The organism is Coprococcus sp. AF102-57, assembly GCF_027686195.1.
In the GTDB taxonomy this organism is placed as follows: domain Bacteria; phylum Bacillota; class Clostridia; order Lachnospirales; family Lachnospiraceae; genus Allocoprococcus; species Allocoprococcus comes.
Map to the genome: position 1 here is coordinate 104367 of NZ_JAQCSY010000005.1, position 14283 is coordinate 118649.

The 14283-nt window shown below is 43.5% G+C and carries 11 protein-coding genes; 7 read left to right on the forward strand and 4 right to left on the reverse strand.

The genetic code is table 11. From position 1 onward, the window contains the following. Nucleotides 1-45: 45 nt before the first annotated feature. Nucleotides 46-1296: a saccharopine dehydrogenase family protein gene (locus PGZ10_RS04900; RefSeq protein WP_118198688.1), complete on the forward strand. Its 1251-nt coding sequence runs from the start codon at nucleotides 46-48 to the stop codon at nucleotides 1294-1296. 108 nt (nucleotides 1297-1404) lie between these two features. Here the strand turns inward: PGZ10_RS04900 and PGZ10_RS04905 are convergent, their stop codons facing one another. Beyond that, nucleotides 1405-2280, reverse strand: a complete 876-nt coding sequence (locus PGZ10_RS04905) for a LysR family transcriptional regulator (RefSeq protein WP_117557860.1) — start codon at nucleotides 2278-2280, stop codon at nucleotides 1405-1407. A gap of 347 nt (nucleotides 2281-2627) precedes the next feature. On the opposite strand from PGZ10_RS04905, the gene ilvD reads away from it, so the two are divergent. The 4 genes from ilvD to PGZ10_RS04925 all read left to right on the forward strand — a co-directional run bounded on the left by ilvD (nucleotide 2628) and on the right by PGZ10_RS04925 (nucleotide 8191). Continuing rightward, entirely contained in the window at nucleotides 2628-4310 is a 1683-nt protein-coding gene (gene ilvD / locus PGZ10_RS04910) for a dihydroxy-acid dehydratase (RefSeq protein WP_008368759.1), read from the forward strand. Between the two features lie 31 nt (nucleotides 4311-4341). Beyond that, nucleotides 4342-5328: an ornithine cyclodeaminase family protein gene (locus tag PGZ10_RS04915; protein WP_270540829.1), complete on the forward strand. Its 987-nt coding sequence runs from the start codon at nucleotides 4342-4344 to the stop codon at nucleotides 5326-5328. Nucleotides 5329-5448: 120 nt separating this feature from the next. After that, a complete protein-coding gene (locus tag PGZ10_RS04920; protein WP_270540831.1) occupies nucleotides 5449-6834 on the forward strand; it encodes an alanine/glycine:cation symporter family protein in 1386 nt (461 codons plus the stop codon). A 13-nt stretch (nucleotides 6835-6847) separates the two neighbouring features. Then, complete coding sequence (locus tag PGZ10_RS04925) at nucleotides 6848-8191, forward strand: MATE family efflux transporter (RefSeq protein WP_270540833.1); 1344 nt, start codon at nucleotides 6848-6850, stop codon at nucleotides 8189-8191. A 100-nt stretch (nucleotides 8192-8291) separates the two neighbouring features. On the opposite strand, the gene PGZ10_RS04930 is transcribed toward PGZ10_RS04925, so the two are convergent. Further along, entirely contained in the window at nucleotides 8292-9212 is a 921-nt protein-coding gene (locus tag PGZ10_RS04930; RefSeq protein WP_270540834.1) for an aldo/keto reductase, read from the reverse strand. 325 nt (nucleotides 9213-9537) lie between these two features. Between PGZ10_RS04930 and PGZ10_RS04935 the strand changes: the two genes are divergently transcribed. Continuing rightward, complete coding sequence (locus tag PGZ10_RS04935; RefSeq protein ID WP_008368701.1) at nucleotides 9538-10863, forward strand: 2-hydroxyacyl-CoA dehydratase subunit D; 1326 nt, start codon at nucleotides 9538-9540, stop codon at nucleotides 10861-10863. Next, nucleotides 10844-12535 carry an acyl-CoA dehydratase activase gene (locus PGZ10_RS04940; RefSeq protein ID WP_117836348.1) on the forward strand — a complete coding sequence of 564 codons (1692 nt, stop codon included), beginning with the start codon at nucleotides 10844-10846 and terminating at the stop codon, nucleotides 12533-12535. Before PGZ10_RS04935 ends, PGZ10_RS04940 begins: the two co-directional genes overlap by 20 nt. Before the next feature lie 141 nt (nucleotides 12536-12676). Here the strand turns inward: PGZ10_RS04940 and PGZ10_RS16785 are convergent, their stop codons facing one another. Together PGZ10_RS16785 and thrH are read right to left on the reverse strand one after the other, a co-directional pair. Then, on the reverse strand, nucleotides 12677-13474 hold the full coding sequence (locus PGZ10_RS16785; RefSeq protein WP_334304119.1) for an IS3 family transposase: 798 nt from the start codon (nucleotides 13472-13474) through the stop codon (nucleotides 12677-12679). A 61-nt stretch (nucleotides 13475-13535) separates the two neighbouring features. Then, entirely contained in the window at nucleotides 13536-14138 is a 603-nt protein-coding gene (thrH, locus tag PGZ10_RS04945; protein WP_055296565.1) for a bifunctional phosphoserine phosphatase/homoserine phosphotransferase ThrH, read from the reverse strand. Nucleotides 14139-14283: the final 145 nt, after the last annotated feature.

A 14283-nucleotide genomic window follows, 5' to 3' on the forward strand; every position in this document is an offset into this window, starting at 1 on the left:
GAATAAAATTTGACAGAAGAAAAGAAAAAGCAGGAGGAAAAAAAGATGAGAATGATGCTTGTAGGAGCCGGTGCTGTCGGTGAAAGTATTTTAAAAGTAATGCAGTGGAGAGACCCAAAGGGAGAATGGCTGAAATATGTGCTGGTCTGTGACTATGATTTGAAAAGAGCAGAGGAAGTTGTCGGTATGCTGAAGGGGGATTCCCGTTTTGAAGCCTCTAAGATCGACGCGACAAATACAGAGAAAATGGCAGAACTGATCCGGGAGCATAAGATTGATTTTGTGATGGATGCAGCACCACCTTTTGCAAGTAATATGATTTTTGACGCTGCATTTAAAACGGGTGCAGATTACGGAAGCATGGGAACCTGGTCGGTTCCGATGGAAGATCCGGCTTACGGACTTGGTATTGAGAACAGCTATACTGAACCGATGACAAAATACAATTTTGACCGTCATGAAGCCTGGAAGAAGCAGGGGAATATGGCTGTGATCTGTATGGGAATCGATCCGGGTGTTGTAAATGTATTTGCAAAATACGCGGCGACAGAGCTTTTGGATGAAATAACAGAAGTTCATGTAAAAGACGGCGGAAATCTGTCTGTTCCGGGTGCAGATCCGGATGACATTATGTTTGGATTCAACGTGTGGACCGTGCTGGATGAGGTAATGAACCCGAATGTTGAGTATGATAAGGAGAAGGGCGGATTTATCGTAGAAAAAGCATTTGCAGGGCAGGAAGTCTATGAGATGCCGGAAGGAGTAGGAAAAAATACCCTGGTAAAGGTAGAGCATGAGGAAGTTGTGACGATGGCACGCTACTTAAGCCAGTATGGATTGAAAAAGGCAACCTTCAAGATCAGTCTTGATGAGAATCTGATCACGGCACTTAAGGTGCTGGATAAGCTGGGACTTCGCAGTATCAAGCCAGTGCAGGTAGGGGATGTGAAAGTAGTTCCACGAGATGTGGTTGCAGCGTGTGCACCACAGCCAAAAGATATCGGAGATGAGATGACCGGAAAAATGCTGGTCGGAGTACAGTGTATCGGAAAGAAAGACGGAAAGGAAAAAGAATACTTCCTGTATCAGCCATTTGATAATCAGGAGTCTATCGAAAGATGGGGAACCCAGGCTGTTACCGCCCAGACAGGATTTGGAGCAGCACTTGCACTGGAGTTGATCGGAAGAGGAATCTGGAAAGAAGCTGGAGTCTATGCACCGGAATATTTTGATCCGAAACCATACCTTGAATTAATGAAAGAAAGTGGTTATAAATACGGAATTATAGAGAAATAATCTGGATGCGCTCAGAGATGGTCTGAGAAAATAAACAAAATAAAGTTACGCACAGAAACGGTACAAAGTCATAGAAGAACTTTGTGCCGTTTTGTACGTGACAGGAAATCAGATCAGCTTACATTCTTTGGCCCATTTGGTGACAAAGGTAAGAAACTTATCAAGTGCAGGAGAGAGTTCAGGTGTATCCAGATAGGCTACGGACAGATTCCTGCGGAAGTGTTCGGTAAAGGAACGGACACAGACGTTGAATGGAATATTATGAAGCAGAAGTTTGGGAAGTACAGTGATGCCAAAGCCCTGTTCCACCATTTTAATCGCGGTATAGTCTTCATTGATCCGAAATCTTACGTTAGGCGTGATATGGTTTAATCGGAATAATTTTCCGGTTTCATAATCAAAATCATCGGCGGAGAGAACAAAATCCTGTCCGTCAATATCGGCAAAAGATACCGTCAGCTGATCGGCAAGAGGATGGTCCAGGGAAGTAACCAGAACCAGTTCGTCGGTGCCGACAGGCAGATTTGGGAAATCCTTTGCGACATATTGCGAAACAAAGATACAGTCCAGTTCTTTTTTGCGAAGCTTTTCCGTCAGGTTCTGAAATCCGTCAACATAGAGCCGAAAGGTGATATTCGGGTATTCGGCAGAAAAATTTTTCAGTACTCCGGGGAGCCAGTTATAGGCAATGCTCTGCACCGTTCCGATGCGGATAAAACCACTGTCCAGATTGTTGATATTTGAGACAATCTGATTGATCCGTGTATTGGCGGAGCGGATATGCATAAGTTCTTCAAAGATGGGTTCTGTCCCGGGAAGCGCTTCCATTCCGTTTTTTGAACGCTTGAACAGCTTGAGACCAATCTCTTTTTCATAATTGCGAATGGTCTGGCTGACAGCTGATTGTGTGTAGTTGTGTTTTTGAGCAGCTTTAGAGATGCTCTGATTCTCATAGACATCAAGAATCACATCGTATTTAGACATGATGAAACCTCCCGTGGTGTTGATAAACAATGCTCTTTTACTATCTTACTTAATATAAGGAAGATAATCAATATCCGCGGGATTTTATTTGGCGGATACGCCACACCGACGAAATGCGTAGCATTTTGGAGGTTGGCTCTGAACAGTTACATAAATTTTTTTAAAATCAAACATAAGAAAAAGTGAAAATATAAGCGCAAATCAAAGAGTTAACAATGTATTAAGAAAAAGTGAAGTCTGATATCAGTTTTACAGACTTTTCAATGACCGGAAACTGGAATAGCATAGAAGCAGGGGAATGAAATTCAAAGGAGTTTAAGTGTATCATGAATTAAAGGAGAAGAATAATGGGATACAATTACTGGAACGGAACAGAAGCGGCACACCGCCGTGTTATGATGAAGGCGGCAGGATATTCGGATGAAGATATCCGTCAGAAACCGCATATCGGAATACCGAATTCTTACATGGCAGGTTCTCCCGGAACTGCACATCTTCGCCAGGTGACAGAAGCTGTAAAAGAGGGAATCTGGGCAGCAGGAGGGATCCCGGTAGAATTCGGAATCCCGGCTACTTGCGGAAATGTGGCAAATGGTGCGGATGAGATGAAGTATGAGCAGGTAGGAAGAGATATCGTGGCAATGTCCATCGAATTTGTATCCAGAATACATAATTTCGATGCGATCTGCTGTGTGGCATCCTGTGATCTGATCATTGCCGGATGTTATCTGGCAGCGTGCAGACTGGATATTCCGGCTCTGGTAGTGACCGGGGGATCAATGCAGGCCGGAAATTACTGTGGTAAGACAGTTGTAGAGGCAGATCTGGATGCGGCAAGATTCTCAGGTGCTTCCGAAGCTGAGTTATTTGAAATGGAAGAAAGCGTCTGCCCGTCTTTCGGTGCATGCCCTTCTATGGGAACAGCCAATACGATGCAGATGTTAGGTGAGGTATTGAACCTTGTTATGCCGGGAACATCTACGATTCCTGCATCAGATAATGCAAGACTTCGTGCTGCAAGAACAGCAGGAAAATACATGGTACAGCTTGCCAGGTCCGGAAAGACACCAAAAGATCTGATCACCAAAGATGTTCTGGAAAATGCGATCATGTTTGATATGGCAGTTGCAGGATCAACCAATGCGGTACTGCATATCCTGGCATACGCATATGAACTTGGTATCAAGCTTACACTGGCAGATTTTGAAAAGTATGCGAAGGAAATTTACTGCATCAATGCAGTGATTCCAAGCGGACCGTATACAGTTGTAGATTTTCATTATGCCGGCGGTGTAAAGCAGGTCATGAAGCAGCTTGCCGGTAAAATCCATACCGATGCGCCGACGATTTACGGGGATACAACTTGGGGTGAACTCCTCGATTCTGTGAAAAGCGCGCCAAATAAAGTCATTCATTCGCTGGAAGATCCTGTAGCAAAAGAACCGGGACTTAAAATCATGCGGGGAAATATTTCTCCGGCAGGAGCGATCGTACGTCCGACAGCAGTATATGAAGAAGTAAAATACATCAAAGGTGCGGCAAAAGTGTATGAATGCGATCAGGATGCATATAGAGCCATTATGGCAGGCGAGATTGTTGCGGGGGACATTCTTGTTATTCGCTATGAAGGCTGTAAAGGAGCACCGGGTATGAAAGAGCTGATGCTTAGTATCGATGCGCTGATCGGACTTGGACTTGATAAAAAGGTCGGGCTTATCACAGACGCGCGTTTCTCTGGATTCAACTACGGAGCAATCGTCGGACATGTTTCTCCGGAAGCTTATGACGGCGGTGTGATCGCTTTGATCGAAAATGGTGATGAAATTGAGATGGACATTGCAGGGGGAACCGTGAATCTTCTCGTATCCGATGAGATTTTAGCAGAAAGAAGAAAATCCTGGGTACGTCCGCCGCTTAAGCAGCAGAAGGGTGTTTTAAATATTTACGCACAGAACTGCAGACCGGCAGAAGAAGGCGGTGCAATGCAGCCATGGGCACTGGATGCAGACTACGGATATCATCACGAATAAAAGTATTGGTATGGATAAGGAGAGAACGGGTATGTTATTGCTTTCAAAAGAGGATATTAAAAGTGTAATTACAATGAAAGATATGATCGAAGCGGATAAGCAGGCATTTAAGATGGTTGTCGATGGTACGGTAGATACACCGCTTCGTACAGTCATCAATGGAAAATATGACGGCGCATTTCTGTTTATGCCGGCCTATGCTCCGGAATTAGATGCAGCAGCCATGAAGGTGATCAACATTTTTCCACACAATATCGATAACAATCTGATGACATCACCGGCGCAGACCATGCTGATCGACGGAAAGACAGGATATGTGATCGCGATGCTGGATGGAACTTATGTGACACAGCTTCGTACGGGGGCTTCTTCCGGTGCAGCATTTGATCTGCTTGGAAAAAAGGAATGTAAAAAAGGTGCAATGATCGGTACAGGGGGACAGGCAGCAGCTCAGCTTGAGGCAATGCTCGCAGCAAGAAAGCTGGAAGAAGTAAAGATCTTTGACCTGAATGAAGAAAGATGCAAAGCATTTGCCGAAGAAATGCAGAAGGAACAGGCTAAATACGGTGCAACAATCATACCGGCAAAGGATTCGGATGACTGTATCGAAGATGCAGATCTGATCATCACAGTGACGCCTTCGGCAAAACCGGTATTTGACGGAACAAAGGTAAAAGCCGGTGCAACCATCAGCTGCGTAGGTACTTATGAGTCCCATAAGCATGAGCTGGATCCGGCAGTTTTACCGAGAGCATCTAAGATTATCTGTGATTCAAAAGAGGCGGCGCTTTCAGAGACGGGGGATCTTCTGATTCCGATCGCAGACGGAATCATTACAGAAGAGGATGTGCTTGGAAGTCTTGGAGATGTGATCAATGGAAAGATCAAAGGACGTGAAAATGACGAAGAAATTATCGTATATGAAACTGTAGGAGTTGCTGCGCAGGATCTGGTAGCAGCAAAAGTGATTTATGATAAGGCGGTAGAAGCCGGAAAAGGACTTCGCTGGGGAGAATAATCTAAAAAGAGGATGTAAATACAAAAAACACGGAATATTTCCGTGTTTTTTGTATTTTAAAGAATAGCTTTGTGATAAGATAAACGAGAACAATAATTTAAAGAAAAGGAAACAAGAGAAATGATAACTACATGGATTCAGGCAGTATACCAATTTTTATGGGGAGATCTTTTCAGGATACCACTTCCGGGAGGCTCCTCTTTTGGTGTGTCACTGCTTATTATTTTACTGATTCCCACAGGAATCTATTTTACGATCAGAACAAGATTTTTGCCGGTTCGTCTTTTTGGAGATATGGTTCGCGCGCTTACCGGGAAAAAGAAGGAAGATGGCAGTCTGTCGACTTTTCAGACACTGATCGTCTCAACTGCAACAAGAGTCGGAATGGGAAATCTGGTTGGAGTAGTCGCTGCCGTTTCCGCAGGCGGTGCCGGTGCGGTATTCTGGATGTGGATCACAGCAGTCATCGGTTCTTCAACCGCATTTATCGAGGCAACGCTGGCACAGCTTTATAAAGAGAAAGATCCGCTTTACGGAGGCTACCGCGGAGGTCCGGCATATTATATGCATCATTATGTAGAGAGACGGACAGGAAAGACAAAGAAACATGTCTGTATTGCGGTGCTCTTTGCAATCTCAGGGATTATCTGCTGGGCCGGGATCAGTCAGGTGATCAGTAATTCGGTTGCATCTTCTTTTGAAAATGCATTTGAGATTCCACCAATTTTTACGACGGTGATTCTGGTAGCCGTTGCGACAGTGATCGTACTGCGAAAAAATGCCACAGTAAAGGTGTTGGATATTCTGGTTCCAATTATGGCAGTCTGCTATTTTGTGATTACGATAGTCATTATCTTGTTGAATATCCGAAGCCTTCCGGGTGTATTTGAGCGGATTATCCAGGAAGCGTTTGGGATCCGTCAGGCAGCAGCCGGAGGGTTCGGAGCAGTTCTTATGAATGGTGTAAAAAGAGGGTTATTTTCCAATGAAGCGGGTTCGGGATCAGCACCATGCGCAGCTGCGGCTGCAGAATGTGATACGCCTGTAAAAGCAGGATTTATACAGGCATTGGGTGTATTTATAGATACAATTGTGATCTGCAGCTGTACGGCGATGATCATGCTTCTTGTACCAGAAAAGATGATAGCAGGACTGGAAGGAATGGAGCTTTTGCAGACAGCAATGAATTATCATCTCGGTAAATTTGGCGTGATCTTTATTGCGGTTACGTTGTTCCTTTTCAGCTTTTCAACGTTTCTTGGAATCCTGTTTTATGCAAGAGGAAATGTGGCATATCTTTTAGGGGATAAGTGGTGCTGGCAGACAGCATATAAAATCCTCGCACTTGTGATGCTCTTTATCGGAGGAATTGCGGCTTATCATATTGTATGGGATCTTGGCGATGTGGGAATCGGACTTATGACGATTTTTAATATTGTGACTTTGTATCCTATGGGTGGAGAGGCACTGGAGGAATTGAGGAAGTACGAAAAAAATAAACAGTAGGAGGAACTGGAGAATGTCAAAAGATGAATATTTAATTACAGATGCGCCTCTTAAAGCATTAACTGTTTTTGCAATGCCTATGATTTTAGGCAGCTTTTTTCAACAAGTATATAATATGGCTGATTCTATTATCGTAGGTCAGTTTGTTGGTTCGTCTGCACTGGCGGCAGTCGGTGCCTGCGCTGCACTTACGAATGTCTTCATTTGTATAGCATTGGGTGCCGGTGTAGGTGCAGGAGTGCTCGTGAGCCGTTATTTTGGAGCCAGAGATTATAGTAAAATGAAAACAATCGTGTCAACATCATTGATCAGCTTCCTGATTCTAAGCGTACTTCTGGGTGTATTTGGCTTTTGTTTTTCCCATTCGATGATGAGTTTATTACATACACCTGCTGATATACTGGATGAAGCAGTACTGTACCTTCGTGTTTATTTTGTGGGATTTCCGTTTCTGTTTATGTATAACATCCTTTCAACGATGTTTACCTCGATCGGTGAATCAAAGATTCCATTGGGACTGTTGATATTTTCTTCTATTTTGAATATTTTTATGGATCTCTGGATGGTGGCCGGACTTGGTTTGGGGGTATTTGGTGCAGCTCTTGCAACCCTCATTGCGCAGGGGATTTCGGCAGTGTTTTCACTTTTGATTTTCTTTAGCCGGATGCGTCGATATAAAAGTCATTTTGACTGGTTTGACGGGAAGGAATTGCATTCCATGCTTCGGATCGCTGTGCCATCTGTTCTTCAGCAGTCTACAGTGTCAATTGGCATGATGATCGTACAGGCAGTTGTAAATCCATTCGGTACACAGGCACTTGCCGGTTATTCGGCAACGATGCGGGTAGAGAACGTTTTTTCACTGATCTTTGTATCCATTGGAAATGCAGTTTCACCGTATGTTTCCCAGAATTTTGGCGCAAAGAAAATGGAACGTATCAAAAAAGGATATCATGCGGCACTGGTGTTGGATTTATGTTTTGCAGTTCTTGCTTTTATAGTCATTGAAACGCTGCATACCCAGATTTCCTCGTTATTCCTGGGAAAAGACGGAACTGCCCTGGCATATCAGGTGTCCGGGGATTATATGAGATGGCTTGGTTATTTTTTCATTTTTATGGGTATCAAGATGGCAACAGATGGAGTCCTCCGTGGACTTGGTGTTATGCGCCCGTTTCTCGTTGCCAATATGGTAAACCTTGCAATCCGCCTGACAGTTGCTTTGATTTTTGCACCTCGTTTTGGTATCGAATTTGTCTGGCTTGCCGTACCGGCTGGCTGGTTTGCCAATTTTGTGATTTCCTATGTGGCACTTAGAAAATCGTGGCCAACTGATAAAGCAGCTTCAGTTTGCTAACTGTCTGTTTATTCCGGAAATAGAATTACCCGCACCAACGGTGCGGGTAATAGCATAAGTCAGCAAGAATATAAAATCAGAAATATAATGCCGAAAATCCTTATGGAAGCGGATGACCTGCAGCCAGGTACAGCTCATACCATTCTTCGCGAGTCAGTGTTATCTCACATGCTGCGATAATTTCTTTCAGGCGGCTTTCGCTTGCAGTTCCGGTAATGATTTGCATATTTGCCGGGTGGCGTAAAATCCACGCAGCCGCAATGGTAGTGTCGCTGACATTATATTTTTCAGCCAGTACATGAATCTTTTGATTCAGCTCCGGGTATTCGTCACTTCCGAGAAAGCATCCTTTCCATGCCGGCATCTGAAATGGTGACCAGGCCTGGAGGGTGATATCGTGGAGGCGGCAGTAGTCGAGCAGACTTCCGTCGTGGTCAATTGAACCGGGGGTTTCCATATTGACTTCCATACCATTTGCAACAAGATTGGAAACCGGAATGCTGAATTGAACCTGGTTGACAACGAGCGGTTGGCAGACATACTTCTGCAGCAGTGCAATCTGCATCGGTTTGTGGTTTGAAACACCAAAATGGCGGACCTTTCCGCTCTCAAACAGAACATCAAATGCGGCAGCAACCTCTTCCGGTTCTACGAGTGCATCCGGACGGTGAAGCAGCAGAAGATCGAGATAATCTGTCTGAAGCCGTTTTAAAATACCATCGACGGATTTCAAAATGTGCTCTTTTGAGAGATCATAATAACCTTGCCGGATGCCGCATTTTGACTGCAGGTAAATATCTTCCCGTTTCAGGGATGGATCGCCGGCAAAGGCTTCGCCGAACACAGTCTCGCTCATACCGCCGCCATAGATATCCGCATGATCGAAGAAATATGCGCCCTGTTCCAATGCAGAGTGAATGAAATGGTTCATTTCCTTCTTCGATTTTTCAGAAAGTCGCATGCATCCGACTGCAATGGAAGGAATTTTTTGCAGATGATTGCCTAAAATAGTTTCTCTCATGATAAAAATCTCCTTTGTAATGATTTGATATTCGCGGAATTTTTCCGTAAAGCAAGTATGGAAGAAGTCCGGAAGTAAAGAAATAATAATTGTTATACTTTTGACCATGGTATCATCATATCATAGAAGCGCACTCGAGGGTCAATGAAAATTTCTTGAGATAGCTATTAAATTTGAGTAAGAGATAGAAGAGCAGATATTATATCTTGAAAAAAGTACGTTCCATTGGTTCCGTTGAAGTCAATAGATTCCTCTTTACTTTCCCGACACAACTGCTATAATATATCAGACAGCAAGTAAAGGCAAAACAGAGAGGAATTCTATAATGGACATTATACAAAAATTTGGTAACGCAGTGAGCAGTATGTCTCTGGAGGATCCCGGGAAGGCGCGCAGGCTTCTTCTTACAGGATATCGACTTCAGGAGAAACGACTGCTCTTTTTTTCAGATAAAAAGCTGCCCAAGTCGGGACAGTATGTAGCAAGAATTGTTATGAAAAATATCATCCAGGCACTTTCAAAGCCTGAAAATTCAGCGATGGTCAGCATCTTTGTTCCGGGAGAGCTTTTGACGGCGGCAGGGCTGACTCCGTATTCGGTAGAAGCAATGTCCTGCTTTATCGCAGGAACAAGATGTGAGCAGACATTTTTGAGAAAAACAGAAGAAGAGGGATTTCCGGAAACGATGTGCTCCTATCACAGAGTTTTCCTTGGAGCGGCACTATCCGGACTTGTGCCAAAGCCAAAATGTATGATCTACACAAATCTGGCATGTGACAGCAATATGATGACCTTCCCGTATCTGAAGCAGAAAAATATGCTTCCGGGATTTTTTATAGATGTACCGTATGACAAGAACGAAGATTCTGTAAAATATGTGGCAGATCAGCTCCGGGAGTTGAAAGCATTTTTAGAAGATGTTACTGGAAAGAAGATTTCCGAAGAGGCAGTACGGCAGGCGGTCAATAACAGCAACCAGGCAGCCGCATATTATCATGAACAGCTGGCACTGCGCAAAGAACATGATCCGGTCACGAGCCTGACCAATGAGCTGTACGCGATTTTCATGTGCCACCTCATGGCGGGTTCGCAGGAGGCAGTCAAGTATACGAAATTGCTTCTGGAAGATGTGAAAAAGGCACCGAAGAGCGAAGGTCTGCATATTCTCTGGATGCATATGATGCCATTTTTGCAGGAACCGGTAAAGGATATTTTCAATTACAGTGACCAGATTCATATCAGTGCCTGTGACTTTGTGGCAGACGGATTTCAGAAGACACATTATGAAGATCCGTATGAGTCCATGGCAGAAAAGATGGTGAACTGCATTTACAATGGAAGCGTCAAGCAGAGAATCCAGAAGGCAAAAGAGCTTGCGGCGCAGACAAATGTGGATGGAGGAATCCTTTTTACACATTGGGGATGCAAAGGTACGATCGGAGCTTCCAGTCTGATCAAAGGATCGCTTGAGGAAGCAGGGATCCCGACCATGATCCTTGATGGAGATGGATGTAATCCGGCAAACAGCAGTGATGGACAGATTTCTACAAGACTTCAGGCTTATATGGAGATGCTGAAGGTAAATAAAGCAGAAAAATATGCCGCAAATCACGGAAAGGGGGCTGGGTCAGATGATACATTATGTCTGTAAATATACGCCGGTAGAGTTATTGAATGCATTTGGAGAAGAGTGTGCCGTACTGGAGGAAATGCCGGAGAACTTTGAAATGTCGGATCAGATCGCACACGCAAATCTGTGCGGCTTTGGGAAATCTGTGATTCAGGCAGTTCTGGAAGGAAAGGTCAAGCAGCTTGTACTTGTGAACTGCTGTGATTCTGCGCGGAGAGTTTATGATATTGTAGAGAGCACCGGAAAATGCAAATTTTTATATATGCTGGACCTTCCGCATGAAGATAATGAATGTGAGAAGGTAAAGTATGCACAGGCAATCATGCGCCTGAAAAAAGCATACGAAAAATTTTCCGGAAAAACTTTTGATAAGGAAGCATTTTTAAATTCATTTACAGAAAATGAGACAGAAATGAAGCCATACATTGGTCTGCTGGGTGTGCGTGTAACGGGTATTCTTGAAAAAATGATCCGGGATAATATTCAGATGGACGTGGACAATCTTACTTGCACCGGCGGAAGACAGCTTGCAGTTGTTCCGGAGCAGATGAGACAGATGGATGAAGAAAAAATGTTTCTGGCTTATGCGGATGCCCTGCTTTGCCAGATCCCATGTTTCCGAATGAATAACAACACTCGGAGAAATCAGCTGTATCTGGATCCAAACTTGAAGGGAATTATTTATCATACGATCAAATTCTGTGATTATTATGGATTTGAATATGCGAGCATTAAAAAGAATATCAAAGTACCGCTTCTGAAAATCGAGACGGATTTTACAAGTCAGAGCGCTGGACAGTTACTGACGAGAATCCAGGCGTTTGCAGAAACGATTGAAGGATCGGAAGACATGGATCCGGGAAAAGGAATCAGTGAGGAGGCAAGAAAAAAGATGGAGTCAGGAATATATTATGTAGCAGGGATCGATAGTGGCTCTACAAGTACAGACGTTGTGATTCTGGATCAGGACGGAAAAATTAAATCTACGATGATCATTCCGACAGGCGGCGGAGCGATGATGAGTGCGGAGAAAAGCCTGGATCTTGCCGTAGAGAAGGCAGGAATTAAGAAAGAAGAAATCGTCAGAATTGTCACGACGGGATATGGACGTGCTTATATTGAAAGCGGGGATGACAGTATTACAGAGATCACCTGTCATGCCAAAGGTGCGCATTACCTGAACCCGAATGTGCGGACGGTGATCGATATCGGCGGACAGGATATCAAGGCGATCAGCATCGATGAAAATGGGGCAGTAAAGAATTTCCTGATGAATGACAAATGTGCGGCAGGAACTGGAAGGTTTCTGGAAATGATGGCACGGACTTTGGGACTTTCTCTTGAAGAGATGAGTACAAAAGGATTGGAATGGAAGGAAAATATTGTGATTTCCAGTATGTGTACGGTGTTCGCTGAGTCAGAGGTGGTATCACTTGTGGCTCAGAATAAAGATGTGGCAGATATCATCCATGGTCTGAATGTGTCGGTTGCTTCGAAAGTAGGAGCACTGGCGGCACGTCTTGGGAAAAAGAATCCGGGAGAATATATGATGACAGGCGGAGTGGCAAAGAATCCTGGAATCATCAAAGCACTGGAAGAAAAGCTGGATGCGAAATTGTATATTTGTGACGAGGCACAGCTTTGTGGTGCGCTTGGAGCTGCATTGTTTGCATATGAGAAGTGCAGTGTGTAGAGGCTGTGTTTGTAATCACCGGACATTATTTTATATTGCATAAAAAAGAGAAACCTTACCAATTTTGAACTGCTCCCCGTCAAGTAGACAATTGAAAAAATATAAATTTTTCCTGCCAGTAGAAATTATCTGCTGGCAGTTTTATGCAGCTTGCAAGTAAATTTTGTGTTTTTCCATTGGTCCATTGTCGATACATTTAGCAACTCGCGACATGCTTTGCGTTATTCCAGCATTTATAAGTTTTGTATGAAATATCCTGTTTGTATATTGAAATCCCCTGTCACTGTGAAACAGTGGCTGCGCACCAGGATTTCTAAGTAAAGCACTGTCTACCGTATCAAACACCAAAGTATTGTTGTTCTTATCACGAATAGCATACGAAACAATCCGTCTATCATATAGATCCAGTATTGCACTTAGATAAAGTTTACGTTTTTCCATCCCCATATAATAATGGAATTCTGTCACATCAGTGAGCCATTTCTCGTTTGGTGCTTTGGCAGTGAACTCGCGATTAAGTATGTTTTCAGCTATATACTGAGGGTTTGCAGCCTGTCTTGTGCACCCGTTGTTAGAATACTTGATAGTTGATTTTATATTAAGTTTACGGCAAATGCGTAGCACACGTTTATCGTTTACATCAATACCATGATATCGTTCCAGATCATCTCTGATCCTTCGATAGCCTTTATCCGGTGACTCTGTATGAATCTTTTCTATCTCATCAGCAATAAGTCTATTCTTTTGTTCACTTTCAGGAATTTCTCTATGTAACCATTTATAGTAAGAGGCTTTGGAAACTCTGTCAAGTTTACAAAGTGCAGCGATTGGATAATTATGTTCTTTGTGTTCTTCTTTGATTGCCTGATATATATGTTCATGACGAATCAGGCTTAGCCCCGCCTCCTCTCTATTTCTTCGAGTTTTTTTAAGAAAGATGTAAAAACTGAAAACCGGTAAGGTTTTTTACGCATATCGCCATGCAATATGCAATTATCTTTTATTTCATTGCATCTTTAATTGCGCCAAGCAGCTCTTCGTAGGTTTCATATGCCGGGATCTGCGGATAATCCGCTTTGATCTTGTCGGTTGAACGGAATAAGAATCCTGCCTTACTTGCCTGGATCATACCCAGATCGTTGTAAGAATCCCCACTTGCAATTGTTTCAAATCCGATGGACTGCAGTGCCTTCACGGTTGTTAGTTTGGAATTTTCCACACGCATCTTGAAGTCTGTGATCTCACCATTTTCCGCAATTTCCAGACTGTTGCAGAAAAGTGTCGGATGATCAAGCTTTTCCATGAGTGGCATTGCAAATTCGGTGAAGGTATCACTGAGAAGGATTACTTGGGTGAAGGAACGTAGCTCATCCAGGAAGTCTTTTGCGCCCGGAAGCGGATCAATCTTGGAAATTGTTTCCTGAATTTCTTTGATTCCGAGACCATGCGCTTTTAAAGTATCCAGTCTCCAACGCATCAGTTTGTTATAATCAGGTTCATCTCTTGTGGTTCTTTTCAGTTCTGGAATTCCACTTGCTTCTGCAAATGCAACCCAGATTTCCGGTACAAGTACTCCTTCGACATCCAGACATGTAATATACATATGTTAACCCTCCTGTACTTTCTGTTTTTTGCTTTCTATCATATCATATATCTGTTTATTTTGCATGCTTTTTTGAAATTGAAGTAACTGTTCAGAGCCAACCTCCAAAATGCTACGCATTTCGTCGGTGTGGCGTATCCGCCAA